Origin of the sequence: Acidicapsa ligni, assembly GCF_025685655.1 — a bacterium.
GTDB classification, from domain to species: domain Bacteria; phylum Acidobacteriota; class Terriglobia; order Terriglobales; family Acidobacteriaceae; genus Acidicapsa; species Acidicapsa ligni.
Genome location: NZ_JAGSYG010000003.1, coordinates 181,106 through 206,436, shown reverse-complemented (window position 1 = coordinate 206,436; position 25,331 = coordinate 181,106). Strand labels below are relative to the sequence as shown.

The following is a 25,331-nucleotide window of genomic DNA, read 5'->3' as shown; positions in this document are numbered from 1 at the left end:
CGGAGGCAATCTAGTGCCAGCGGGTTGGATGAGGATGTTTTGTCAGTAGGCCGATGTAGAGGGTTTCCCATTGTTGCGCGATTTTCGTTAGTTCGAAATTTGCTTCTACAAACCTGCGGCCTAAGTTGCCCATCCTGTTGCGATCTTCGCTTGTCATGGTCATGATCTGGGCCATGGCTGAAGAGAGGGCAGCTACGTTGGCTACGGGAACGATGAGGCCGGTCTGGTTGACGAGCATGGCTTCGCGGGTGCCTGGACCGTCTGTGGCTACGATGGGCAGGCTTGCGGCTGAGGCTTCGAGGATGCCCATGGGCAGGCCCTCCCATCGAGAGGATAGGACGAAACCGTCTGAGTTCCTGAGCAGGCCCGGCACGTCTGGTTGAAAGCCTGCGAAGTGGACTCGGGAATCAATTTTCAATTCGTAGGCCAACTGCTTCAAGGCTGCTTCTTCGGGGCCGGTACCGGCGATGAGGAGTGTTGCGTTGCCGGGGAGTCTGGCGAAGGCATAGAACAGGGTTGGATAGTCCTTTACAGCGGCCAGGCGGCCAACGGCTAGCCATTTGAAACATTGGAAGGATAGTTCTCTCGTTGTTGCGGGAGCATGCGTGGCAGGGAGCACAACTCCGTTTGGGAGCACGGTTAGCTTGATTTTGCGAGCCATTCTGGCGGCGAGTGTGGCGTCGGCGACTGGGTTGCTAACGCAGGTGGTGTGGGTGCTGAGCCATTCGCTGAGACGGTAGCTGAGGCGCCTGGCGATGCCTCCGGTGTTGCTGGTGTGGATGGTATCTATCAGCACGGGCACGGGTGCGAGCAGGCGAATCCATCGAGCAAACCATGTGGCGTGGGGCAGATGAGCGTGGACTATCTGTGGCTTGTGGCAGCGATGCCATGCAAGGTATCGCTGCCAGCCGCGTGAGTCGATCCAGGCTTTGCGCATTTCGAGAGAGAGGTGTTCTACGCCTGCGTTGACAAGTATTTCGCGGGTTTGCTGGTTGGACGGTGAGGTCGGTCCGGAGAGGCTGATGATGGTTACTTGCCAGCCGCGTGTGGATAGTTCGCAGGCGAGAAGAAGAAGCTGGCGCTCTGCGCCGCCGATCTGATCGATGGTGGGAATGAGCATGGCGACGTGCTTCATGCGTGGGCCTCATGGGCTATCGAGAGCAGGAATGCTTCCCAGGTACTGATCGCGTTGGTGAGTTCGAAGGGCGCGAGGAAGGCGTGGGTGAAGCGTGCTGGCTGTTGCGGATAGTCAGCGGTTGCTTCAAGCGCCGTGAGAATTGATTGCGCCAGGGCTGGGGCCGTAATTTCGTGGGAGAGCCACGTGCCGGGAGCGTTGGCGAGGAGTTCGCGGACGCCTTCACAGCAGGGGGTTGAGACGAGAGGAAGTCCTGCTGCAGCGGCTTCGAGCAGTGCGTTGGGCATGCCTTCATAGCGGGACGGCAGGACGAAGAGGGTGGTCTGGTTGTAGTAGTTCGCGGGGATGTCGTGGCCGGCGAAGTGGACTGCGTTTGTGAGGGCGAGTTTCTCGCTGAGCGTGGTGAGCGAGTCGCGGAGAGGACCGATGCCGAGGATGGTTAGTTTGGCCTGCGGATAGATTTGCCTGACTGTGGGCAGTGCGTACAGTAGGAGGTCGATGCCTTTCTCCGGGGCGAGCCTGCCGATGCTGAGCAGATGTGGGCCGGTGTGAGAGCTTTCGGTTTGTGATGTTGCGGTTTGGATCGCTTCCGTGTCGATGGGATTGGGAAGTACTTCGATGCTAGTTGGCGGCAGTGAGAAGTTGATTGCGAGATCATTTGCCATCGCTGCGGATTGGCAGATTATGCGGTTGGCGCGGGGGTAGAGGTGGCGATATATCCAGCGTGCGGAACGCATTTTTGCTGAGGCTGAGGCGGTGGTGTTCTGGCGGACCAGGAGCTTTGTTTTGGCGGGCAGCAACGGCTTGAGCAGCAGCAGCAGAGCGTTGAGATGGACCATGCCGGATAGCACTATGGCTGGTCGCAGATTCCAGATGAGCTTTACGATTTGCAGCCATGAGGATCGCACGCGGGTAGCGTGAAGCCGATGGATGCTGACCCATTCGGGTGGCGGTTCTGCACCTGGTGCGTCGTCGGTGATGAGGGCTAGATGAATCTCGAAACGATCTGGGTTGAGATGACGCGCGAGTTGGGCCGTGACGCGCTCGGCGCCGCCTCCGCCGAGGTGGGGAATGATGAGGAGCAACTTCAAGGATCGCGTCAATTCAAACTTTGAGATGGATTTGCTGCAAGATTACTCGCATTGGCGAGAGATAGCTAGACGTGGCAGTTCCATTACGATACGATCATCCCAATAACTTCCTCACGATTGACTTATTCCAAGCTTTTCGTAATTTTGCTGGTCTTTCCTCGTCCTGCCGCGTTTTGAATAAGGTATTCGACAGATGGCAGAAATCGGCGATGAAGATACTCTTGCGTGCAGGATTGTGCAGCCTCGCGAGCAAAGCTATAGCGATCTGATAACGGACCAGACTGATTCGGCGCGGCCTGCGATGCCGCTGCTGCGCATGGTGGTGGGCGTCACCAGTGCGCAGACTTGCCTGGTGTTGACCGGGAGGCTTGGTGCGCTACGGCGTGCAGGGCTGGAGGTCACGTTGGTTTCTTCGCCAGGAGAGCTGTTGGATCGCACAGCGGAGAGCGAGGGAGTGGCTGCGCATTCGATTCAAACGCAGCGAGGAATTGCGCCTATTTCGGACCTCTTATCTTTTTTTCGTGTGCTGATTTTTCTCGCGCGGGTCAAGCCGCTGATTACGGATTTCAGCACGCCAAAGATGGGGTTGCTGGGGAATGTGGCTGCATGGATGCTGCGGGTTCCGCATCGGGTGTATACGCTGCGCGGGCTCAAGCTGGAGTCGTCGCGGGGATGGAAGCGCAGTGTGCTGCTACGGTCGGAACGGCTCGCGGCCTGGTGTGCGCATGTGGTTTTGTGCAATAGCGAAAGCCTGCTTTCGGAGGCTCAACTGCTGGGAGTCGCGCCGAAGCGAAAGTTGCATGTGCTGGGCAACGGTAGCAGCAATGGTGTGGATACCGATCGATTTTCCCCGGGTGTCAGTTCGATTCGTGGTGAGTTGGGGATCGCAAAGCGAGACGTGGTTTTGGGATTTGTGGGACGGTTGACTCGGGATAAGGGCGTTCCGGAGTTGCTGATTGCTTTTGATGCGGTGTTAGGCCGGGAGCCTGATTGCTGGTTGTTGCTGGTGGGTTGGTTCGATGCGGCTGAGGATGCTTTGGAGGAGCGATGGCGGGAGCGGATTGCCGGGCATCCACGCATACTGCACGTCGGATTTGTCGCGGATACGGCGTCGTACTATCGCGCGATGGATATGCTGATTTTACCGACGCATCGCGAGGGGTTTCCAAATGTTGTGCTGGAGGCGGCGGCTAGCGGGTTACCGGTCATTTCGACAGAGTGCACAGGCGCGCGGGATGCGGTGTTGCCGCAGGTGACAGGGTTGCTGGTACCTCCACGGGATGTGAGAGCGATTGGCGATGCAATTCTGGCGCTTGTACAGGATTCGGAGATGCGACTGAGGATGGGAGCTGCAGGAAGGAATTGGGTTATGCGGGGGTTTTCACGAGACAGGGTTTTGGAGCTTGCGGTGCGGTTTTATCAAGAGCTGCTTTAATGTCCAGCGTTCCTCCGATGCGGGGAACGCCGAACCTATTTCGACTGGCTTAGCGAACCCACTGGACGGTTGCTGGGTCTGGTGCTGAATCAGGAGCAGAGAGTGGCTGGGAAGCGGTGACACCTGCGTTCATAAAGCTGTGTGCACCTGCCTGTGCCGCTCCGAGGATGCGGGAGGGAGCAATGCCTAGAACCAGTGTCGCGATGACGGACAGCGCCAGGGCTGCGGTAACGGCAATGCCCATGCGCGGCGCGGGTTGCGGCTGGGCGTTGGCAGCGGGTTTTTGCGAGACGCTGAGAGCCAGCTTGAGGTAATAGGCAGCGGCGAGGCCGGAGTTGAGCAGGCCGATGAGGACCAGCCACGCTGCTCCGCCTTGCATGGCGGTGTTGAAGGCGTAGAACTTGGCGAAGAAGCCGCCGGTGAAGGGGATTCCGATGAGGGAGATGAGGAAGAAGAGCAGCGTGCCACCAAGGATGGGTGAGCGGTAGATGAGGCCGCGGAAATCCTGAATGAGCGGGAGGTGTTCTTCGTAGCCACTGACCACGGTGACGACGGCGAAGATGCCGACGTTCATGGCGGCGTAGGAGGCGATGTAGAAGCTGGCGGGCGCGATGCCTGCGATGCCAAGTCCGGCGAAGGCTGCGAGCAGGTAGCCTGCGTGCGCGATCGAGGAATAGGCCAGCATGCGCTTCACGTTGTCCTGCCGGAGAGCGGCGAGATTGCCGACGGTCATGGAGAGGACAGCGATGATCCAGAGCAGAGGCGTCCACATGGGCTTGAGGGTTGGGAAACCACCGTAGAGGACGCGGATGAGGAGCGCGAAGGCAGCGGCCTTGGGTGCGGTGGACATGAGGGCGACTACAGGCGAGGGTGAGCCTTCATAGACGTCGGGTGTCCAAACGTGGAAGGGAGCGGCAGAGACTTTAAAGAGAATGCCGACCAGCAGAAGCGCGAGAGCCAGGACGACCAGCGAGTGCGATTGTGCGGTTGGGATGAGGGCGGCAATCTCGTTGATCTGGGTGGTGCCGGTGGCTCCGTAAATCATGGCTACGCCGTAGAGCAGGAAGCCGGTGGCGAAGGAGCCCAGGAGAAAGTACTTGATGGCAGCTTCTGGGCCTTTACCGGTATGTTTGCGGTATCCGGCGAGGATGTAGGTAGAGATCGAGGAGATTTCCAGGGCGATGAAGACTACGAGGAGTTCAACGGCCGAGGTAAGCAGGCACATGCCGACTGCGCCGAAGGTGATCAGGGCGTAGTATTCGCCAGCGTGGTGCTGGTTGGCAGGGAGCGAGTCGAGCGAAAGCAGGATGGTCGCTATAACGATACCGCAGACGAGGACGTGGAAGAAAACGCTGAAGCTGTCGGTCTGAACGGTTTTGTAGAATGCGTAGCCGGCGGGCAGTGAGAGCTGCCAGAGGCTGGCCCAGAGAGCGGCAGTGACTCCAAAGGCGGATACCCAGCCGAGGACACGGCGGCTGGCAGCTTTGGGCATGGCGGCATCGACCATCATGACCAGGACACCGGTCAGGGTGAGGACTACCTCAGGCAGGATGCGGAAGATATCGGGAACGGTGTTCATTGCTGGACTCCTGCTGTCGCCCGATCATCCTTGATGCTTAATGTGAGCATATGTTTTGGGTCTAACTTCACTTGAGGTTGCTCGTAAGCCGATCTGCTGGACAGAGGCTTAATTGCTGTTTCAATTCCGTTGAGCCAGAGATTTGGCACGACGCCCATAATGAGCATGAGGATCGCGAGGGGCCAGAGGATGAGCTTTTCGCGCGCGTAAAGATCGATTCCCGAGTTGGCATTCACGGCTTCTGATGTTGGGCCGTAGAAGACCTTCTGGATCAGGGTGAGCATGTAGGCGGCGCTCAGGATGACTCCGATAGTTGCAGTTACTGCCCAGCCTTTGTTCACTCCGGTGAAAGTACTGGAGAGGACGAGGAATTCGCCGATGAAGCCGTTCAAGATGGGCAGGCCGATAAGAGCCAGGCTGACGATAACGAAGAGCGTTACAAGGGACGGAGTCTTTCTGGCGAGGCCCCCGTACTGGGCTATCTGGCTGGTGCCGAAGCGATCGTAAAGGACGCCGAAGAGCACGAAGAGCGCGCCGCCGATTATGCCTTCGTTGACCGTCTGGAAGACTGCGCCGTCGACGCCTGCGAGGGTGAATCCGTAGATGCCGAGGGTGCAGAAGCTGAGGCTGCTGATGGTGCCGTAGGCAAGCAGCTTCCAGAAGTCTTTTTGCACAAGGGCTACGAGTGCGCCGTAAAGAATGCCGATTGCGCCGAGAGCGATGAGCCAGGGAGCAGCTTCGCGGGCCTGGACAGGGAAGAGACCGATGTGGAAGCGGATGAGCGAGTAGAGGCCAAGCTTACCGGCAACAACCATGCCCATGGCCACTGGCGCTTCAGAGAAGGTGTCGGGGAGCCAGCCGTGCAAGCCGAGGACCGGGACTTTGACGGCAAAGGCTATCAGGAAGGCAAAGGCTGCCCAGCAGAGCGGTCCGGCGGGGAACTGGCCGGAAGCGATTGCGGCTTGGAGAACCGCAAAATCGAAGCTGTTGGTGCGTCCATATAGCCAGAGAATTGCTACCAGCAGCGGCGCTGATGGAATGAAGGTGTAGAGGAAGAAGCGGAGAGCTGCTTTCGATCCGCCGTTCTCGGTGATGTTGCGGCCATACATGGCGATGAGGATGGCCATGGGAACGAGCGAGAGTTCCCAGAAACCGTAGTAGAGCATCAGGTCGAGTGAGACGAAGACGCCGACCATCGCGGTCTGCTGAAGGAGAAAGAGGGAGTAGAAGACTTTACTGCGGGTCTGGATGGTCTTCCAACTGGCGAGGACACCGACAGGCGCCAGCAGCCCGGTGAGGACGATGAGCCAGAGGGATAGGCCGTCTACACCTACGTGGTAGTTGATGGCGGGATTGCTGATCCAGGCGATGTTCTGGACGAACTGAAAGCCGCCTTCGCTTACGACATAGTGTGCTGGCAAATGCAGCGTGAAGACAAAGGTGACCAGAGAGGTGATGAGCGCAATGGACGCGGAGATCTTGCCCTTGTCGGGGAGGATGAGTATCAGCAACGCTCCGACGAGCGGGGCCAGCAGGATGAGCGAAATGATTGTCGTGTTCAAACTATCCATGATCTATCGCCCCATCCAGTTGAGATGAATCCCGGTTCCGCTGGCTCCCATGGCGTAGGAGGCAGCTAAGAGAAGCAATACGGCAGCTCCGGCGGCAAGCCATCCAGCATAAGAACGGAGGTTGCCGGATTGCCAGCGTCGGACGAATTCGCCGAGGAGTGTGGCTATTCCGGCGAGAAGCCATGCCGAGCCGCGAATGATGACACCTTCGCCGATCCAGCCGAGGATGTACTGTGAGCCGAGGACGAGAGGCTTGACAACGGTGTATCCGTAGAGCTCGTCGATGGCGTATTTCTTTTCGAGCAGCGTATAAATGCCGGGAACGGCAGCAGCGAACTGCGCAGGCTTGTCGCTCTTGCGGCGGTACAAGAGATGCGCTACGTACCAGCCGATGAGGGCAGTTGCAACGGCGACGACGCTGAGTCCGATGTCGAGAGCCTTGCCACCGGATTCGAGGGCAGGGTCAAGGACAGGGCCTACTACTGGGGCGAGGAAGCTGCCGAGGCGCTCAATGCCGATCCACCCGCCGACGACCGAGAGCAGAGCGAGGATGACCAGCGGCCCGAGCATGATCCAGGGGCTTTCGTGAGCGTGTGGTGTATGTGCATCATGACCGTGCGCGACGGAAGTCTTTGCCTCGCCGAAGAAGGTCATGTACCAGAGGCGGAACATGTAGAAGCTGGTCAGGAGCGCCGTGACCAGGCCGACGAAGTAGAGTGCTTTGCCGAGCGTACCGTGCTGGAAGGCTTCGTAGAGGATTGCGTCTTTGGAGAAGAATCCAGCGAAGGGGAAGATGCCGGCGATGGCGATTACGCCTGCGGTCATGGTCCAGAAGGTAACGGGGAGTTGCTTGCGGAGGCCGCCCATCTTGCGCATGTCTTGTTCGCCGCCGAGGCCGTGGATAACGGAGCCTGCGGCGAGGAAGAGCAGGGCCTTGAAGAAGGCATGCGTCATGAGATGGAAAACAGCGGCTGAATACGCGGCTACTCCGCAGCCGAGGAACATGTAGCCGAGCTGCGAGATGGTGGAGTAGGCGAGTACGCGCTTGATGTCGGTCTGAACGAGGGCGATGGTGGCGGCGAAGAACGCTGTTGCCGCGCCGATGATGGCGATCGTTGCAAGTGCAAAGGGTGAGCGATCGAAGATGCTGTGCGTGCGGGCGATCATGTAGACGCCAGCGGTGACCATGGTGGCGGCGTGGATGAGCGCGGAGACAGGAGTTGGGCCTTCCATCGCGTCGGGAAGCCAGATATAGAGGGGAATCTGAGCGGACTTGCCGGTGGCTCCGACGAGCAGGCAGAGGGCGATGGCGGTATAGATGCCGCCCTGGACGCCGGGATGCGCTGCGAGGTTGACGCCGATATTGCCAAAGCTCAGGCTGCCAAATTGGAAGAGCAGCAGGAACATGCCGAGAAGAAAGCCAACGTCGCCGATTCTGTTGACGACGAATGCCTTTTTGCCAGCGTTAGCAGCGGATTTGCGGTCGTAGTAGAAACCGATGAGCAGATAGGAGGCTAGACCGACGCCTTCCCAGCCGACGAACATGAGCAGATAGTTCTCTGCGAGGACCAGGATGGTCATGAAGAAGAGGAAGAGATTGAGGTAGCTGAAGTAGCGCCAATATCCTTCTTCGTGGCCCATGTAGCCGACGGAGTAGAGGTGGATGAGGAAGCCAACGCCGGTGATGATCAGCAGCATGATCATCGAGAGCTGATCAAGGGCGAAGCTGAAGTCGACGTGGAGCAGTCCTGCGTTGATCCAGCTTCCGGCGAAGTTCTCGACGTAGGGAAGAGCAATCAAGCCGTTGCCGGGCCACGCCATCAACACAGCGCGGAGGACGACTACGAAAGCAGCCAGAGGCGCGACAAGCGCGATGGTCGACACGAGCGCCTTGGGCAGGTGACGGCCGAGGATTCCGTTGAGCAGGAATCCGACGAAGGGCAGTATCGGGATCAACCAGAGATAGAGATGTATGTTCATAGTTTCATCAGGTCGATCTGGTCGACATTCAAGGTGGCGCGAGCGCGGAAAATTGCAATGATGATGGCGAGGCCTACTGCTGCTTCCGCTGCGGCGACCATCATGACGAAGAAGACGAAGATCTGTCCTTTGACCTGGTGCCACTCATGGGCAAAGGTGACAAAGGAGAGGTTCACCGCATTGAGCATGAGCTCGATGGACATGAAGACGGTGATGAGGCTGCGCTTAATGAGAAAGCCGATCACTCCGAGAGTGAAGAGCAGTGCGCTGAGGATCAGATACCAGGAGCTTGGGATTGCATCCATCATTGACCGCCATCCTTTCGTGCCAGGGCGACTGCGCCCAGAATGGCAATGAGTATCAGGACTGAGGTGAGTTCGAAGGGAAGCAGCAGGTCGGTGAAGAGTACCTTACTGAGTTCCTGCGTGGTGGTGATCTTGTCGCTGAGATTCACGACGCCGAGATGCTTTTCAGCCTGCAGAATCACGGTCGAGATGACACCGAGGACGACGACGACGGCAGGGAAGCCGATGGCCTTGGCGACCTTGCTGCCGTGAGTTTTCTCTTCAACGCCGACATTGAGCAACATGACTACGAAGGTGAAGAGCACCATGATGGCTCCGGCGTAGACGATGATCTGCGCGGCGGCGAGGAATTCCGCGCCGAGGAGCAGATACAGGACGGCCAACGAGCTCATCACAACGATCAGCGAGAGTGCGCTGTTGATCGGATGAGTCTGCAGGAGCAGGTTGATTGCGCCTGCCAGGCAGAATGCCGCGAAGATGAGGAAGAGCACCAGGTGCATCGAGCTATCAGTCCTTTAACAAATCATGCTGTTACTGCCGCATGGTTCAGGTGTGATTCGCTAAGGTTGGGTGGACAGAGTTGTCCGGCCAAACCCGATTGTAACTTATAGAAACGCAAGCCAGAGGCTGGTTCCCAGGATGTTCAAGATTGCTGCGGGCAGAAGGAATTTCCAACCGAAGCTCATGAGCTGGTCATAACGGAAGCGTGGCAGCGTGCCGCGCACCCAGATGTACAGAAAGAGGAAGCTGAAGACCTTGGCGACAAACCAGAGAATCGGAGTGATCGCCTGAAGGAGAATGTTGTGCGGTTCGGGGATGAGGCTGCCGAAGGGGCTGGTCCATCCACCGAGAAAGAGCAGTGTGGCGACACAGCCGACCATGATCATGTTGCCGTACTCGGCCATGAAGAACATGGCGAATTTCATGGAGCTGTATTCGGTGTGGTAGCCGCCGGTGAGTTCGGTCTCCGCTTCTGGAAGATCGAAGGGCGCGCGGTTGGTTTCGGCGTACGCAGCCATGAGATAGATGAAGAAGGCAAAGATCTGCCCGCCGCCGAGGATGTTCCAACTGAGGATGCCGTGGGTTCCCTGAACATTGACGATATCGGCGAGGGAGAGCGACTGCGAACGAAGTACAACGCCGACAAGCGAGAGGCCGAGGGAGAGTTCGTAGCTGATCATCTGTGCCGAGGCGCGAAGAGCTCCGAGCAAGGAGTACTTGTTATTCGAAGACCAGCCGGAGAGCGCGATTCCGTAGACGCCGATCGATGTGACGCCGAGGATGACGAGGAGGCCGATGTTGAGGTCGGCTATCTGGAAGAGCTTGATGCCATGGAAGGTCAGCGGCGCGCCGAAAGGCACGACGGCAATCGACATGAGCGAGCAGCCAAGGGCGATAAGCGGAGCCAGAAGAAACAGTGGCTTATAGACGTTAGCGGGGATGATGTCTTCTTTGAGGAAGAGCTTAAGACCGTCGACGAGTGGCTGCATCATGCCGAAGGGGCCGACGCGGCTGGGTCCCCAGCGATTCTGGATACGTCCTACGAGTTTGCGCTCCAGCAGCACCGTGTAGGCGACCGATGTCAAAAGGACGACGGTTACCACGATGACTTTCACGATGCTTACCAACAAAAACAGCCAGATGTTCAAGATCTGAACCTCAGGGGATCTAGCCCCATGGATAGTGTTGCCGTTATGTACGGGCTCACGCCCATACCGTTCAAAGCGCTTAGTCTGCTGCGGTTTCTGTGACCACAGGATGTTCGAACTGGTGCTGATACTGATTCAATTCCTGCAGGGCCACGGTGTGCGCACCGAGGATGCCGGAGGTGAAGAGGCCGTCATGCGACGGAAGGATCAGGTCGCGGGCTGAAGCGATGCTGCTGACTGGAACAAAGCCCGGTTCGCTGGCGACGTCGTTGCCGCCGAAGAGATTGAGCCTGTCCAGTTTATAGGCTGGAATGAGGCGCTCGATCTCGTCAAGGACGGCGAGTGGGTCGAATGGGCTGAGGCGCGGTTCGAGATGATTCGCGGTAAGCCAGACGGCGTGACGGTCGGCTTCGCCGGATTGCGCTCCGCGGGACTGGCCCATGTCTGCGCTGACACCGTTCGTCTTGCCGAAGGGAACGAGTTTCTTGACGTCGATGCCCATGCCGCCGGCGATGCGGACGATGATTTCAAAGTCGGGCTTAACACCGGCTTTGTCCGCAGCCTTTTTGGCGAGTTGGACATCGCCGTAGCTATTGGTGACGGTACCTGTCTTTTCGTAGAGGCTGGCTGAGGGAAGAACAACGTCGGCCAGTGCTGCGGTTTCGGTGAGGAAAATGTCCTGCACGACTACGAAGGTGCTCTTCAGGGCAGCGGGATTTACGCCGAAGGTGGCTACGGGATTGGAGCCGACTACATAGAGCGCTCCGAGTTCACCGTTGCCCGCTGCGTCGAAGATCTCGACTGCGTTCTTGCCTGGAGCGGTTGGAAGACCGATGTACTCTTCGGTAAAGGCTGCGGGTGAGGCGACGGGGACATAGCCGGGAAGCAAGTTAGGGAGCAGGCCCATGTCGGCTGCGCCGCGCGAGTTGGCGTAGTCGCCGAGGTAGGCAAATTTGACGCCTGCCTTCTTGAGACCCCATTTCACGAGGGATTCGATGGCCTGGCCGCGATATTCTTCGCCGAAGATTACGATGAGCGATTCTTCTGCTTCAATAGCTTCGCGGAAGGACTTGGCTTCGGAGGTTGCCTCGATGGCAGAGTCGCTGCCGTTGAGAAATTCGGTGAAGGCTTCATAGCCGTTGGACTCAAGGCCTACGGGGAGTTGCAGGGATTTGATTGCCTGCCGCTCAAGCTTGATGGGGCTGTCGGTGGTGATGTAAAGACGAGACTGATTGAGACGGAAGTTGGTGCGCAGGTTCCAGGCGAGGAGGGGATGCTCTTCGGTGGGGTTGCCGCCGATGAGCAGGACGGCTTTCGCGGTCTGTGTATCTCGCAGGCTGGCTGTGCGACCTGTCGTACCAGCCAGGGCGTGGGCGAAGCCTGCGTAATCCGTGGTGCGCTCGTGGTCAATATTATTGGTGTTGAGCGCGGTGCGAGCGAACTTTTGCAGGAGGTAGTTCTCTTCGTTCGTGGTGGTGTTGGAGCCGATCACACCGATGGAAGAGCTGCTCGCCTTATCGCTATTGCGGTCGCGGACTTCTTTGAACTTGCTGGCGACGAGGCGGATGGCCTGCTCCCATGTTGCGGGTTCAAGCTTGCCTGCGGCGTTGCGGATAAGAGGCTTGGTCAGGCGATCAGCGGACTCGACAAAGTCGAAGCCGAAACGACCTTTAGCGCAGAGGAAATCACCGTTGATGCCAGACTTGTCACGATTGTCGGCCCGGACGATTTCCGCACCGTCGTTGACCTGGCGAATGCCGAGTGTGGTCTTGCAGCCGTCTCCGCAATGAGTGCAGACGGTGGCTACGTGGTTCATCTCCCACGGACGGGTCTTGTAACGATAGGTGCCGCTGGTGAGCGCGCCTACGGGGCATGCATCGATGCACATGCCGCATTGTTCGCAGTCGAGATGATCGCCACCGTTAGGAGCGATGATGGCGGAGGCACCGCGGTTCTGAATGCCGAGAGCCCAGACATCCATGCCTTCACCGCACATGCGAACGCAGCGATAGCAGAGGATGCAACGGGGGCGATCGAAGTAGACAGCGGGGGACCACTTCTGTTCTTCGCGATGCTGCTTGGCCTCAACATAGAGGCTTTCACCGGCACCGTACTTGAAGGTCATATCCTGCAGTTCGCACTCACCGCCAGCGTCGCAGACGGGGCAGTCGAGGGGATGGTTGCCGAGGAGCAGTTCGATGGTGGCTTTGCGAGCCTGGGTGATCTCGGGCGATTCGGTGATGAAGCTCTGACCTTCGCCTACCTGGACGGTGCAGGCGGTCTGGAGCTTAGGCACTTTTTCCTGGCGTACTACGCACATGCGGCATGCTGCCTGCAGGCTGAGGCCGGGATAGTAGCAGAAGGCCGGGATTTCGATGCCCGCTTTGCGGCAGGCCTCGATGAGCAGAGTGCCTGCGGGGGCGGTGAGCTTTTTGCCGTCTACTGTGAAAGTTACGTCTGCCATTGATTTTCCTTATGCTGCCTGATGTGCGCCGCTGGGCTGCAGTATGGCTTTTCTGGTCGGTACTTAGTTTCCAGCCATCTGTTCCAGTATTCGTCTGACTACTCTGGCTTCATCGTGATCCTTACGATTGAATCACTGATCACGGGGAATTAAATTTTGCTGCCGTGCTTCTCTACGGAAGCTTGTTTAAACCAGCGCTACTTCTACGTGTTTGGCGTATGGGCACGATTTGCCGTTGATGTGATCTTCGAATTCCTTGCGGAATTTTTTAACGAAGCCGATGGTGGGCATGGCTGCTGCGTCGCCGAGCGGGCAGAAGGTGCGCCCCATCATGTTTTCGGCTAGGTACTGAATGTTGTCGATGTCCTGAATGGTGCCGAAACCAGCGTGGAAGCGAGTGAGCGACTTCTTGAGCCAGTCCGTTCCTTCGCGGCAGGGAATACACCAGCCGCAGCTTTCGTGAGCGTAAAAGCTGATAGTGCGCAGGGCAAACTCGACGATGCAGGTCTGATCATCGATAACAACTACGCCGCCCGAACCCAGCATGGAGCCGGCTTTGCCTACCTGGTCGAAGTCCATGCCGAGGTTTTCGATTTCTTCCGGCAGGAGAACTGGAGTCGAGGAGCCGCCTGGAACTACAGCCTTGAGCTTGCGGCCACCGCGAATGCCACCGGCTACTTCATAGATCATTTTCTTGAGGTTGTAGCCCATGGGCAACTCATAGATGCCGGGGCGTTCGACGTGACCGCTGATTCCGAAGAGGCGCGTTCCGCCGTTACGCTCTGAGCCTACGGCTGCATAAGCTGCGCCGCCCATCGCAAGAATGTGTGGAACTGCGGCGATGGTCTCTGCGTTATTGATGACCGTGGGGCCACCGTAGAGGCCGACGACGGCGGGGAATGGCGGCTTGATGCGTGGCACGCCGCGCTTGCCTTCGAGCGACTCCATGAGGGCAGACTCTTCGCCTACTTCATAGGCTCCGGCGCCGCTCTGAACGATGACCTGAAATTCGGTTTCGCTGCCAAAAATATTGGTGCCGAGGAAGCCTCTGGCATATGCATCGGCCACAGCTTTTTCGACGATCTGGATGAGATAGCGATACTCGCCGCGCAGGTAGATAAAGCCGGTCTTGGCGCCGATGGCGAGGCCAGCGATGATGGTGCCTTCGATAATAGCGTGCGGATCGTGCAGGAAGATGAGGTGATCTTTGCAGGTGCCAGGTTCGGACTCATCTCCGTTGACGAGAACATACTTGGGCTTGGCAGACTGCTTGGGCACGAAAGACCACTTGAGACCGGTGGGGAAGCCTGCTCCGCCGCGACCACGCAGGCCGGAGGCCTTCATCTCGTTGATGATCCATTCGGGGCCTTGCGCGAGAGCTTTCTTCACAGACTCGTAGCCACCGAGTTCGATAAAGCGGTCGATGTCTGTTGCTCCCATGCCAAAACGGCGGGAGATGATTTTGACTTCGTCGGGATGCGAGACAAGCCTAGGCATTGGTCGTAGCTCCCTTTGCTTTTGCACGGTAGGTTGCGAGCACTGCGTCTACCTTGTCGTTGGTGAGTTCATCGTGAAAATCGTAGTTGACCTGGATGGCGGGCGCCCAGCAGCAGGCTCCGATGCACTCGACTTCTTCGAGTGAAAAAACGCCGTCGGCGGTGACACCTTTGTGGCCGATGCCGAGAGTGCCTTGCAGATGGTCGAACAGGTCGTATGCTCCGCGCAACATGCAACTGATGTTGGTGCAGACCTGCACGTTGTATTTGCCTACGGGCTTGAAACGCAGCATCGAGTAGTACGTTGCCACGTTGCGCACATCCAATGGAGTGATCGAAAGACGATCGGCGATCTCGGCAATGACGGCATCAGAGACGTAGCCGATTTCATCCTGTGCGTAGAGCAACATAGGAACGAGTGCGGATCGTTTGACGGGATACTTCAGTACCAGCGCGTCAAATTTGGCCGCGAGTTGCGGGGAGAATATGGACATCGTTTCTGTACTCATTGCATCAGCTCCCGTGCCCAGGCTTCGGCTTGCATATCCATCTCTTCTTCTCCGGCTACGGACTTCAGTTTGCCGTCTTCCGTTAAGTTCATCGTTCCGGTGGTGCCGTTTTCGCTTGTCCAGATGACTTCAGAGGCTTGTCTATCGAGACGTAACCAGCGAAGTCCTGCGCGTACTGTGATTGTGCCTTCGCCTAACTCTACCGTGGCCTGCTCTTTGCGGTTGAGGCCATGGGCTGCGGTGTAGCTGCGGAGCAGGGAAGCGAGCGATACCCAGAACTCGCGCCAGAGGACTTCTTCCTGATAGACCGGCTCCGCATTTCGAAGTTCGATTGGATTTGCGGCGCTCATTTGATTTCCCTCTGGGACTAAAGCTCTCAGAATCTTTTTGTTGACTTCTTGTTTATGCACGGGCTGAAGCCCGTACCCTATTAAAGCCCCTGTGATCTCTCGGGCTGATTCACGAGCCTAAAGGCTCCTGTTCCCTTCGGGGTGGCAACTCTTTCCGGTGAAGCAAAAAGCTAGCGGTCGATTTCGCCGAGAACTACGTCGATGGAACCGATAACTGCTACTACGTCTGCCAGCATGCGGCCCTGGCACATGGTTTCGAGTGCCTGCAGGGATGCGAAGCTGGGGTTACGCATGTGTACGCGGTAGGGCTTGGCGGTGCCGTCGGAGACGACGTAGTAGCCCATCTGTCCACGTGAGGATTCAATGCCTTGATAGACCTCGCCTGCGGGTACTGCGAAGCCTTCGGTGACAATCTTGAAGTGATGGATGAGCGACTCCATCTGGGTCTTCATCTTTTCGCGATCGGGCAATACGATCTTGGGTGCGTCGGCTTTGACGGGACCCTGGGGCATTCCGTCGAGAGCCTGTTGAATGATCTTGACGGACTCGCGCATCTCTTCGAGACGAACGAGGTAGCGACCCCACACATCGCAGCGATCCGAGGTGGGAACCTTGAACTGGAATTTTTCGTAGCTGGAGTAGGGCATGTCGCGGCGGAGATCGAAGTCAACTCCAGAAGCGCGCATGGGTGGTCCAGTTACGCCGAGCGCAATGGCGTCTGCCGCGGAAAGGTGGCCTACATTTTGCAGACGATTGACGAAGATCGGATTGCCGGTGAGCAGGTTCGAGTATTCGTCGATCTTTTCCGGGAAGGTCTTGATGAAGCTCTGCACGCGGTCGAAGAAATCGAGAGGCGGCTCCATCGCAAGACCACCGATGCGGAAGTAGCTGGTCATCATGCGCTGGCCGGCTACATGCTCAAAGATGCGGAGGATGTCTTCGCGTTCGCGGAAGGTGTAGAGGAAGACTGTGAGTGCGCCAATGTCCATGGCGTGGGTGCCGAGCCAGACGAGATGAGAATTGAGGCGGGTGAGTTCGGAGAGAAGAACACGAATCCACTGGGCCTTGTCTGGGATGGGCAGCTCGATGAGCTTTTCGACGGCCAAACAATAACAGAGATTGTTGTGCATCGGGCTGAGGTAGTCGATGCGATCGGTGAGGGGAACTACCTGCTGATAGAACTTGGCTTCGCAGGTTTTTTCGATACCGGTGTGCAGATAGCCGATCTCGGGGTAGAGCTTGGTGACGATCTCGCCGTCAATTTCCAGCACGAGGCGAAGGACGCCGTGGGTGGACGGGTGCTGCGGGCCCATGTTGAGAACCATGGTCTGGTCGTTGGAACCCTCGGCGATGGCGGCTTCGAGAATCGGCGTTGCCGTCAATTGTGCCATGAAAGCTTTTCTCCCCTGCGTGTTGCCGGTATTGCTGCTGGATGATCTTCAATAAAGAGCTAACAGTTAAGAATACAACGCAGGACTCGTCCAGGCGCTGATGATTTTACCGATAGCCTTCGACGGGATAGTCCTTACGCAGTGGATGACCTTCCCATTCCTCGGGCATCATGATGCGGCGCAGATTGGGATGGCCATCAAAGCGAATGCCGAAGAGGTCGAAGACTTCGCGTTCGTAGTAGTTGGCCGAGGGCCAGACAGAGGTAATGGTATCGAGCGAGGGACGTTTGTCATCGACCATGACTCGCAGGCGGATGCGCTCTTTGTGGGAGTGCGAAACGATGTGATAGCTGACCTGGAAACGCGGTGAGGCGGGCAGCCAGTCGACAGCGGTCACATCTTCGAGGAAGTTGTAACCCGCTTTCTGGACGGCGAAGCCTGCGCCTACGATTTCTTCGCGAGCAATGGTGAGGGTGAGTTCATTACGGTCCCAGCAAGCTTCAGCTAATGCTTCTGGTTTCCAGTTGATGATGGCGACGACTGCGGGATGATCCGCCTTTTCGCGCAGCACGGATTCTTTATCTGGCAGAGTGGTACTCATTACAAATCACCTTTGTCGTTGGACCAATCGAGAATGCCTTTTTTCACGATATAGAAGATGCCTACGCCGACGAAGCCCAGATATACGAGGATCTCTTCAAAACCGAAGAAGCGGCTGCCCGTGATGTTGTAGAGCTGGCGGTAGATGACTGCCCAGGGCATCATGAAGACGACTTCAACATCGAACAGGATGAAAAGCATGGCGACCATGTAGAAGCGCACGCTGAAGCGTCCGCGGGCGTCGCCAACGGCTTCAATGCCGCACTCGTAGGTGGCAAGCTTGGTCTTCGTATTGCGATGACGACCGATGAAGTATGAGCCGACAGCCATGCCGAGACCGAGGCCAAAGGCAACGAGTATCTGCATCAGAAGCGGAATGTATTGCCAGAAATAAGGAACTGTCATGCACTCTCTCGCCGATGGCTTTACCGGAGGTGACCGGACGGGAACACGGAACCCGATAACCATCTTTTGCGTTACCGCTAGCTTTGAGATTAGGTTTTCGCCCGCGCTGCGTCAAGCCGCGAATGAAGGAGAGAGAGGCGCTGTCCCGAGGTATGGAACTCCGGACGCGGAAAGTTTGATTGCGGACAAGTCCAATTCTTAAAAGAGTTTGAGTCTATTGGCGCACCAGAGAGCGTGCCAGGCAGCGTAAAAGCTGGTCTCTGGGCGAGGTTTGGAGAGATCACTTGCGTCTACGTTTTTGGAGATTGGACCGAGCGAATATCCTGGTTACCTATAGCTCTACCTTATGCAGCCGATGATGGAAATCAGGGGTGATGCATGGAAGGCGGCAAGGACGAGAGTACTGTTTCCCGATTTTCGGATACTTTCCCTGAGACGTTGGAGGTCGTTCGACGCAGACAGATAAGCCCGCAGCAGGGGCGGGCGATTGAGATGTTGGCGCATGCGATCGAGTATCTTGGCGATGAATTTGCCTTGGAGTGTTTGCAGAGTGGCTTGCAGGAGCTTTCCTGTATACCTCCGCAGATTGTCGCGATTCGAATGCTGATGGACAGGAATCGAGAGGTGTATTTCGCTTGTCCCGAAGTTCCTACGCTGATGGAGCGGCTGCGGTCCTGGTTACCACTCTTGAAGGCAGACACGCAGGATTAAAATCTGTAGGACGGGTAAGCGATAGCAATCGACGGTTAATCCAGTGCGAGCAGGGTGAAGAGCAGCAACCAGGCCAAGCCCATGGCATGCCAGTACCAGGTCACACTATCGACGGCGATCTGGCGGTATTCGACCTTACGCAGGAAGCCGAGAGCGCTGAGACATCCGACCAGCGCCAGCAGGCCGAGGACAAGGTGGGCGGCATGAACTCCGGTAATCAGGTAGAAAAAGTAACTGGCGGGCGTTGACCAGCGATCAAAGGCAAACCCCTGCACGGTGAGCTGAGTCCAGGCCATCCACTGCCCGGCGATGAAGAGGCCGCCGAGAATCAGCGTACCTCCCAGCCAGGGCAAGGTGCGGTACAGTGCTGGACGTCCCAGACCTAGCCATTCTTCGACGACGTCAAACTCGCGGAAGATGTTGCGGCGTGCGATCTCCATGGTGAGGCTGCTCAGCAGCAGGACTGCGGTATTGAGAAAGAGAATGGGCGGAATCTGGACGGGGTGCCAGTCGCCGATGAATTCCCGTGTGCGCGCGTCGAAGTGTCCTGTGCCCTGATGAGCGAAGAACATGACGGAGAGCGCGAGGAAGAACATCATGTCTCCGGCGAGCCCGAAGAAGATGATCATGCGAAAACGCTTGAGGAGTTCACGAGGGCCGCTGCGCCCGGAATGATGCCACTCGTCGTCATCTCCGCTGCCACCACCGCCGGTGGGCCGCCGGTCAACGGGCGGTTTGCCACCAATGCCGGGGTCTTTTCGTTCGGTTTCAACTGGATAGCGCGTGAAGGTCGTGGGCATGACAGCGAACCTCTTTTGCTGGTTACATGGTACTCCCGATGGAACTGAGATTACATGTCATTCACAGAGGATGCATAGGAATTACGAGAAGTTGTTTTTCTTGTAGAAAAATGGAATCAGGGCAAGGCTGCTGGCTGTTTGGTCGCGAGTAGAGCAGAAGCGCGATGCTTCTCGACTTCGGCGACGAATACGCGGTGAACGCGCCGATCTGTCGATAACTCAGGATGGAAAGTGGCGGCCATTGTCTTACCTTCACGAACCAGAACGGGAGAGCCGGCGCGTTCGGCAAGAACTTCTACATTTTGGCCTACCGAGAGAATACGGGGAGCGCGGATGAAGACGGTTTCGAGCGCGCCGCCGGGCAGCGTGGTATCCAGTTCGAGAATGGCGGAGTCGATCTGGCGGCCGTACGCGTTGCGTTCGACAGCGATATCGAGGACGGCGAGGCTGGCCTGATGCGGATTGCGGACGTCTTTGGCGAGCAGGATGGCTCCGGCGCAGGTCCCGAAGACGGGTTTTTGCTGGGCAAATTCCTGGAGGGCGGCGAAAAATCCGTCGCGCTCCAGGAATTTGAGCATGGTGCTGGACTCGCCACCGGGCAGGATAAGGCCGTCGAGGTCGGAGAGTTCGCCCGGAGTTTTAACGAGCGAGGCTCGTGCGCCGGATTCTTCGAGGGCGGCTGCGTGGCGTTCGTAGTCGCCCTGAATGGCCAGGACGCCGATGTGCGGGTAATTGTTTTCTGATGATTGTTTCTTCACGCTTTATCTCGGGTGTCGTAGTGAAACGGGTTATAGGTTTGTAAAGTAAAGACGTCGGAGTCTGTTGTGAATCCTTCGAAATCTTTCGTGTTACGGGTCGCGACGATCAAGCGTCGCTCGCAGGCGGTAGCTGCGATCAAGGCATCTTCCCATGGATGCTTGGGCTTGTCTCTGGTTATCGTCGCCCATTTACGAAAGATAGCGCCGTCCGCGGGAATCACTTCATAGATTGCGGCGAGACGGTTGACCCATTGGTGTATTTCTTGAGCTTTGCCCACGTCTTTTTTGTACAGGCTTTCCAATCCGCGCTGTAATTCTCCCATCGTAACTGCTGATAAAAAAAGCTGTTCCGGCGGTACAGTACGAATCCAGGCAAGGACCCCTCCGTGAGGACGGGGCTTTCGCGTTTCAGAAATGATGTTTGTATCGAGTAGATACATCGTTTACTCAAACTCAATAACGGGTCGTTCGCCGGATTGACCACGGGGTTGCACGATGTCTTCAAAATGAGGCCCGTTCGCATCGAGCAGAATATCCTTCAACGATGGACGCGCCGATGCTTTGAGGCGGTTCCATTCGGCAATCGGAACTACAACGGCAGCCTCTACACCACGACGGGAGACTACCTGCGGTCCTTCGTTCATCGCTGCATCGAGCAGTTCGCTAAAGCGGGCTTTCGCGTCATAAACAGGCCAGATCATTGCGTGCTCCCAGATAGTCATCTATCTGGTCATAGTATAGCACTTTTGAATCTTGAACCTTTCAAGCTTTGCGGCCGTCATTGGTGTGCAGACTCTCTGTTTTTAACCCCTAATTGAAGGAATGCTGAAATGAAGACATGCGTTCGAATTGCGATATTCGCATTATTTACAGGATGCACAGGCGTAACCATGCCAGCTCAGAATGCGACTCAGCGGCCAAAAGCCCCCTCCTTCGACGTGGCTTCTATCCGAGAAAACAAGAACAACGATGGCCGTTGGAAGATGGAGTTCACGCAGGATGGCCTCACTGCGATGGGCGTTTCGCTGCGCTATGTGGTCAAGGAAGCTTATGGAGTTTACGATGACAAGCGCTGGTTAGGCGGCCCGGAATGGATGGATTCTGTGAAGTTCAATATCGAGGCGAAGTTTGATGGAACTGAGTACAACAAACTCACGCTCGATCAACGCCGGGCAATGCTGCAGGCGTTGCTTGCGGACCGATTCAAGCTGGTTGTTCACCATGAGATGAAAGAGTTTCCGCTCTATGCGCTGGTTGTGACGAAGAATGGCCCCACACTGCATGAAAGGAAAGCGGGGGAGCTTGGTCATTATGGCGTTGCCGATATGTCATGCCTGTATAAACGCAGCGGCAGAGACAATTTCGAGGTGGAAGGATGCAGCATGGCTGATCTGGCATCCAGTCTGACGACAGGCTTTGCCCATGATCTGGGGCGCACGGTGATAGATAAGACAGGTCTTACGGGCCGATATGATTTCGCGCTGCGCTGGGCGACTGAATCGGCTTCCGTCTCGACAGAGCCTGTGGCGCCTGAGGGTGCAGGTCCGTCTATTTTCAAGGCCCTTCCGGAGCAACTTGGTTTGAGGCTTGAGCCAACGAAAGGGCCGCTCGATGTAATTGTCATCGACCGTGCCGAGATGCCTTCCGAGAACTAAAGCATTGTGTTTGACAATGGGGCTAATCTTTATCCGGTTTGAGGCCGATCGCTTGCTGCACTGGCCGGATTTCGGGGCTGGACATGAAGGTTTTCCAGATGAGGCCGGTGCGCCCGTTCTCGATCATCACGGTCTGCGGCGCCTGGTTCAGGCCCATGGTGATGGTGGAGTACCAATCCTGCTGCTCGTTGAAGGAGTCGCGGAAACCGTAGATGGACCAGACCTGGGCGCCGAGATCGCGATACCAGTGCTTGAGAGCGGCCATTGAGGCTTCTGGAGTGTAGGCGTATGCGGCCATCGCCCCGGTTGGAGCAATGGTGCCGTCGTCTTCGGCGAAGGGCTTGTACTCGTGATAGCGATCATCCGGGCCGTCTGCGACAGTGAGTCCCCAACTGTCTGCACCATAGCCTTTAAAGTGGCCAGGGTTCGCTTTGGAATAGGCCTGGCTCATGAGCGATTCGTTGCGATTGTTGCGGAAGTAGTTGGTGAACTTGTCTCGTACTCCGCGAGGGTCGTAGCCAAGGAACGAGTATTGGGTGAAGAAGAGTGGGCCGGGTGAGTCTTTTATGTAGCCCTGCTCAAGCGGAATGCCGAAGTAGGTGTGCTTGATGCCGTAGTTCACCCCATCGACAGCGAGGCCGGGGTTGGCTGGGCCTGCGCCTTCATGGGTGTATCCCGTGGCGTAAAGGCTTGCCGGGACGGCATGCGTAGGCGATGCGATGGCGAGCAGGTAAGTGATCATGGTTTCATTCCAGCCCTCAAGGCGAAAAGCTATGTGGAATGCGTAATACGGCGACCAGTGCCAGTAGAGCGCGTCATGTTTGGCAGTGGCGTTGAACCAGTCCCACTCGACGCCACGCCAGAGAGTGTTGATCCTGTCGCGGAGTTCGCGTTCGGAGGGATCGTCCCTGCTGAAGTATTGACGAGCGGTGAGCAGGCCCTGCATGAGGAACGAGGTTTCAACGAGATCCGCGCCGTCGTCGTAGATGCCGAAGAGTGCGACAGTGTGGCCCGTCTTGCCGCTTATAAAGTGCGGCCATACCCCGTGAAAGCGATCTGCGTGCTCAAGAAAGCGGGTGATGCGGAGCATCCGCTCGACGCCTTGCTGGCGGGTGATAAAGTTGCGATCGACTCCGACTACAGTGGCCATGATGCCGAAGCCGCTGGCTCCTGTGGCGATGAGATCATCCTGGCCGGGCTGCGATTCGCGAGCCATGCCGGAGATCGGTTCTGCGGCCTCCCAGTAGTAGCGGAAGTTCGCTTCCTGCACCATGGTAAGGAGTTCGTCGTCGGTCATTGGATGGGTCTTGGCGGTGACGGCGGCGGTCTTGGCGGACTCGGCGAGGGATGACGTACGCGCGGTGATCTGGTAGCTGGCGGTGGCGTTGGGGTCGCCGATGTAGTCGGCGTAGCGGTCTACTCCGTAACGCTGGATGCCGATGGCTTTGTAGGGTGCGCCGTTGAGCGAGCGATAGATGACATACTGCGCGATGGTTGGATCGGCTGCGCCTTTCCAACGGAGATCTACGTGGCGTTCGTAGCCGCGGGCTTCGAGCTGCGTGGGAACTGCCGGGGCGCGATCTGTAGCGTGGTCACTCTCGATGCGAATGTCGTCGATGTACAGAGTGTGCATCTTGTTGTCTGCTGCGGCTTGCGAGAGGACGATGGAGTTCAGGCGATTGGGTGCGAAGGCGCGAACGTTGTTGTTCTTGAAGAGGCTGAGCGGGATTTTGATGCGGGTCCAGTGATCAGCTTTGAGTGCGCCGGAAAACTTTGCCAGTAGCAGGGGATCTGTGCGGCCTTCATCGAGGTCGGTGAAGGCGATCTGTGGCAGGTCTGCGGAAGCGATGGCTTCTTTGCTCCAGAGCCAGAGATAGAGCGTTTGACCGGCCCAGTCGATCTGGCGATTGCGCCATTGGGAGACGCTCAGTTGCGCATCCCATCCGCCGTTGGTGGCGGATTGCCAGGTAAGTTCGAGGGCGTTGGGACCGCTGATGTATTCGGAGGTCTCTACTGGTAATTTGCCATCGATCAACTTGAGCGTGCTGGGGGTGGAGACTTTGCCGTGACTATAAAAATAGGCGTTTGGGGAGAGGCTGTTGTCGAAGAAGACTTCCTGGGAGTAGTGCTGGTCGGCGTGCGCTGATTGAGCGGCAGCGACACAGATGGTAGCTAGTATCAGCGTCGCAGTATTGCGTATAACGTTGCCCAGGCGGGGAAGAGACATCTCATACTCCTGGGTATGATTGTAAGTCGTCGCGCTAGGCGTTGGATTGGGCTATATTTATGCGCCGAAAAACGATGGGCATCCGGCTTCGCGCTGCATGCGGATTTGCAATAGCAGATTCCCTGCGGGGAATGACAGAAAGAAAGGCAACGGCAAATACAAATTAAGAAGCCGGAGGTGCGTTGGCATCTCCGGCCTGTTTGCGGTTTGGCTTTTGCGCCTGATGGGCGCGTTTGCCTGGACGGCAGGTCCTACCAGCCGCGGGTTTGGAGGAGGTGTTGCTCTTCGATTGCGGCGGCGGCCAGGCCCTTCATGGTGCCGGTGACTTGTTCGCTTACTTCGGCGAGGACCTTTGGGTCGTTGAAGTGGGTGGTGGCCAGGACGATTGCCTTGGCGCGGGATACCGCTTCTTCGCGTTCCTTCTGGTTGTGTTCGACGTCGAGCGGGGTGGCGCGTTCTTTCATGAAGATGCCGGAGCCAACGAAGACTGTCTCTGCACCGAGCTGCATCATGAGGGCTGCGTCTGCGGGGGTGGCGATGCCGCCGGCGGAGAAATTGGGAACGGGCAGTTTGCCGGTCTTGGCGACGAGGCGGATGAGTTCGTAGGGCGCGCCGTGCTCTTTGGCTGCGTGGTAGAGCTCTTCTTCGCGGAGGACGGTGATCTGGCGCAGTTCGCGGGTGATCTGGCGCATGTGCTGCACGGCGTGAACTACGTCTCCGGTTCCTGCTTCGCCCTTGGTGCGGATCATGGCTGCGCCTTCGGCGATGCGGCGGAGTGCTTCACCGAGGTTGCGGGCGCCGCATACGAACGGCGTGGTGAAGGCATGCTTGTCGATGTGGTGTGCTTCGTCGGCGGGGGTGAGGACTTCGCTCTCGTCGATGAAGTCAACGCCGAGGGCCTGGAGGATCTGGGCTTCAGCGAAGTGGCCGATGCGGGCCTTGGCCATGACCGGGACGGAGACGGCGGCAATGATTTCCTTGATGAGTTTGGGGTTGGCCATGCGGGCTACACCGCCCTCGGCGCGGATCATGGCAGGTACGCGCTCCAGCGCCATGACGGCGACTGCGCCGGATTCTTCGGCGATGCGTGCCTGTTCTACGTTCATGACGTCCATGATGACGCCGCCTTTGAGCATTTCGGCCAGGCCTACCTTGAGGCGCAGGCTCGTGCTGGTAAAGCTCTCGTTTTGATTTGCTTCAGCCATTGTGTTTCCTCACTT

Annotated in this window: 24 protein-coding genes; 3 read left to right on the top strand and 21 right to left on the bottom strand. The window is 57.4% G+C overall.

Features of this window, described 5'->3' with window-relative positions; all coding sequences use genetic code 11:
• Positions 1 to 10: 10 nt before the first annotated feature.
• The gene (locus tag OHL19_RS11360) at positions 11 to 1,135 is read right to left on the bottom strand and encodes a glycosyltransferase (protein ID WP_263357814.1); all 1,125 of its coding nucleotides are present in this window, start codon (positions 1,133 to 1,135) and stop codon (positions 11 to 13) included.
• Complete coding sequence (locus OHL19_RS11355; RefSeq protein ID WP_263357813.1) at positions 1,132 to 2,226, bottom strand: glycosyltransferase; 1,095 nt, start codon at positions 2,224 to 2,226, stop codon at positions 1,132 to 1,134. Before OHL19_RS11355 ends, OHL19_RS11360 begins: the two co-directional genes overlap by 4 nt.
• 193 nt (positions 2,227 to 2,419) lie before the next feature.
• Here OHL19_RS11355 and OHL19_RS11350 point away from each other — a divergent pair, with 193 nt between their 5' ends.
• Positions 2,420 to 3,661, top strand: coding sequence for a glycosyltransferase family 4 protein (locus tag OHL19_RS11350; protein WP_263357812.1), 1,242 nt, complete (start codon positions 2,420 to 2,422; stop codon positions 3,659 to 3,661).
• Between the two features lie 49 nt (positions 3,662 to 3,710).
• Here the strand turns inward: OHL19_RS11350 and OHL19_RS11345 are convergent, their stop codons facing one another.
• From OHL19_RS11345 to OHL19_RS11285, 13 genes are all read right to left on the bottom strand, one after another.
• Positions 3,711 to 5,240 (bottom strand): NADH-quinone oxidoreductase subunit N, encoded by a 1,530-nt coding sequence (locus OHL19_RS11345; RefSeq protein WP_263357811.1) that lies wholly within the window; start codon positions 5,238 to 5,240, stop codon positions 3,711 to 3,713.
• A complete protein-coding gene (locus OHL19_RS11340; protein ID WP_263357810.1) occupies positions 5,237 to 6,811 on the bottom strand; it encodes a complex I subunit 4 family protein in 1,575 nt (524 codons plus the stop codon). The genes OHL19_RS11345 and OHL19_RS11340 overlap by 4 nt, the downstream gene beginning before the upstream one ends.
• Positions 6,812 to 6,814: 3 nt before the next feature.
• Positions 6,815 to 8,791 (bottom strand): NADH-quinone oxidoreductase subunit L, encoded by a 1,977-nt coding sequence (gene nuoL / locus OHL19_RS11335; protein WP_263357809.1) that lies wholly within the window; start codon positions 8,789 to 8,791, stop codon positions 6,815 to 6,817.
• Positions 8,788 to 9,099 carry an NADH-quinone oxidoreductase subunit NuoK gene (nuoK, locus tag OHL19_RS11330; protein WP_317890568.1) on the bottom strand — a complete coding sequence of 104 codons (312 nt, stop codon included), beginning with the start codon at positions 9,097 to 9,099 and terminating at the stop codon, positions 8,788 to 8,790. The genes nuoL and nuoK overlap by 4 nt, the downstream gene beginning before the upstream one ends.
• A complete protein-coding gene (locus tag OHL19_RS11325; protein WP_263357808.1) occupies positions 9,096 to 9,596 on the bottom strand; it encodes an NADH-quinone oxidoreductase subunit J family protein in 501 nt (166 codons plus the stop codon). The genes nuoK and OHL19_RS11325 overlap by 4 nt, the downstream gene beginning before the upstream one ends.
• 105 nt (positions 9,597 to 9,701) lie before the next feature.
• Complete coding sequence (nuoH, locus tag OHL19_RS11320) at positions 9,702 to 10,748, bottom strand: NADH-quinone oxidoreductase subunit NuoH (RefSeq protein WP_263358367.1); 1,047 nt, start codon at positions 10,746 to 10,748, stop codon at positions 9,702 to 9,704.
• Between the two features lie 76 nt (positions 10,749 to 10,824).
• Positions 10,825 to 13,209, bottom strand: a complete 2,385-nt coding sequence (gene nuoG, locus OHL19_RS11315) for an NADH-quinone oxidoreductase subunit NuoG (protein WP_263357807.1) — start codon at positions 13,207 to 13,209, stop codon at positions 10,825 to 10,827.
• 186 nt (positions 13,210 to 13,395) lie between these two features.
• Complete coding sequence (nuoF, locus tag OHL19_RS11310; RefSeq protein ID WP_263357806.1) at positions 13,396 to 14,706, bottom strand: NADH-quinone oxidoreductase subunit NuoF; 1,311 nt, start codon at positions 14,704 to 14,706, stop codon at positions 13,396 to 13,398.
• Positions 14,699 to 15,214 (bottom strand): NADH-quinone oxidoreductase subunit NuoE family protein, encoded by a 516-nt coding sequence (locus OHL19_RS11305; protein WP_263357805.1) that lies wholly within the window; start codon positions 15,212 to 15,214, stop codon positions 14,699 to 14,701. The genes nuoF and OHL19_RS11305 overlap by 8 nt, the downstream gene beginning before the upstream one ends.
• Positions 15,211 to 15,564 (bottom strand): transcriptional regulator, encoded by a 354-nt coding sequence (locus OHL19_RS11300; protein WP_263357804.1) that lies wholly within the window; start codon positions 15,562 to 15,564, stop codon positions 15,211 to 15,213. The genes OHL19_RS11305 and OHL19_RS11300 overlap by 4 nt, the downstream gene beginning before the upstream one ends.
• Positions 15,565 to 15,734: 170 nt before the next feature.
• Positions 15,735 to 16,955, bottom strand: a complete 1,221-nt coding sequence (gene nuoD, locus OHL19_RS11295) for an NADH dehydrogenase (quinone) subunit D (protein WP_263357803.1) — start codon at positions 16,953 to 16,955, stop codon at positions 15,735 to 15,737.
• Positions 16,956 to 17,061: 106 nt separating this feature from the next.
• The gene (locus tag OHL19_RS11290; RefSeq protein ID WP_263357802.1) at positions 17,062 to 17,556 is read right to left on the bottom strand and encodes an NADH-quinone oxidoreductase subunit C; all 495 of its coding nucleotides are present in this window, start codon (positions 17,554 to 17,556) and stop codon (positions 17,062 to 17,064) included.
• Entirely contained in the window at positions 17,556 to 17,960 is a 405-nt protein-coding gene (locus tag OHL19_RS11285; RefSeq protein WP_263357801.1) for an NADH-quinone oxidoreductase subunit A, read from the bottom strand. Before OHL19_RS11285 ends, OHL19_RS11290 begins: the two co-directional genes overlap by 1 nt.
• 378 nt (positions 17,961 to 18,338) lie before the next feature.
• On the opposite strand from OHL19_RS11285, the gene OHL19_RS11280 reads away from it, so the two are divergent.
• Positions 18,339 to 18,671 carry a hypothetical protein gene (locus OHL19_RS11280; RefSeq protein WP_263357800.1) on the top strand — a complete coding sequence of 111 codons (333 nt, stop codon included), beginning with the start codon at positions 18,339 to 18,341 and terminating at the stop codon, positions 18,669 to 18,671.
• 35 nt (positions 18,672 to 18,706) lie between these two features.
• Here OHL19_RS11280 and OHL19_RS11275 read toward each other — a convergent pair whose 3' ends face one another.
• The 4 genes from OHL19_RS11275 to OHL19_RS11260 all read right to left on the bottom strand — a co-directional run bounded on the left by OHL19_RS11275 (position 18,707) and on the right by OHL19_RS11260 (position 20,930).
• The gene (locus tag OHL19_RS11275; protein WP_263357799.1) at positions 18,707 to 19,471 is read right to left on the bottom strand and encodes a cytochrome c oxidase subunit 3 family protein; all 765 of its coding nucleotides are present in this window, start codon (positions 19,469 to 19,471) and stop codon (positions 18,707 to 18,709) included.
• Positions 19,472 to 19,587: 116 nt separating this feature from the next.
• Entirely contained in the window at positions 19,588 to 20,229 is a 642-nt protein-coding gene (gene pdxT / locus OHL19_RS11270) for a pyridoxal 5'-phosphate synthase glutaminase subunit PdxT (protein ID WP_263357798.1), read from the bottom strand.
• Positions 20,226 to 20,669, bottom strand: coding sequence for a type II toxin-antitoxin system VapC family toxin (locus tag OHL19_RS11265; protein ID WP_263357797.1), 444 nt, complete (start codon positions 20,667 to 20,669; stop codon positions 20,226 to 20,228). The genes pdxT and OHL19_RS11265 overlap by 4 nt, the downstream gene beginning before the upstream one ends.
• A 3-nt stretch (positions 20,670 to 20,672) precedes the next feature.
• Positions 20,673 to 20,930 carry a type II toxin-antitoxin system Phd/YefM family antitoxin gene (locus OHL19_RS11260; RefSeq protein ID WP_263357796.1) on the bottom strand — a complete coding sequence of 86 codons (258 nt, stop codon included), beginning with the start codon at positions 20,928 to 20,930 and terminating at the stop codon, positions 20,673 to 20,675.
• Positions 20,931 to 21,119: 189 nt separating this feature from the next.
• On the opposite strand from OHL19_RS11260, the gene OHL19_RS11255 reads away from it, so the two are divergent.
• Positions 21,120 to 21,884, top strand: coding sequence for a TIGR03435 family protein (locus OHL19_RS11255; RefSeq protein WP_263357795.1), 765 nt, complete (start codon positions 21,120 to 21,122; stop codon positions 21,882 to 21,884).
• A gap of 22 nt (positions 21,885 to 21,906) precedes the next feature.
• Here the strand turns inward: OHL19_RS11255 and OHL19_RS11250 are convergent, their stop codons facing one another.
• Positions 21,907 to 24,111 carry a glucoamylase family protein gene (locus OHL19_RS11250; protein WP_263357794.1) on the bottom strand — a complete coding sequence of 735 codons (2,205 nt, stop codon included), beginning with the start codon at positions 24,109 to 24,111 and terminating at the stop codon, positions 21,907 to 21,909.
• Positions 24,112 to 24,362: 251 nt separating this feature from the next.
• On the bottom strand, positions 24,363 to 25,316 hold the full coding sequence (gene pdxS / locus OHL19_RS11245) for a pyridoxal 5'-phosphate synthase lyase subunit PdxS (protein ID WP_263357793.1): 954 nt from the start codon (positions 25,314 to 25,316) through the stop codon (positions 24,363 to 24,365).
• Between the last annotated feature and the right edge of the window lie 15 nt (positions 25,317 to 25,331).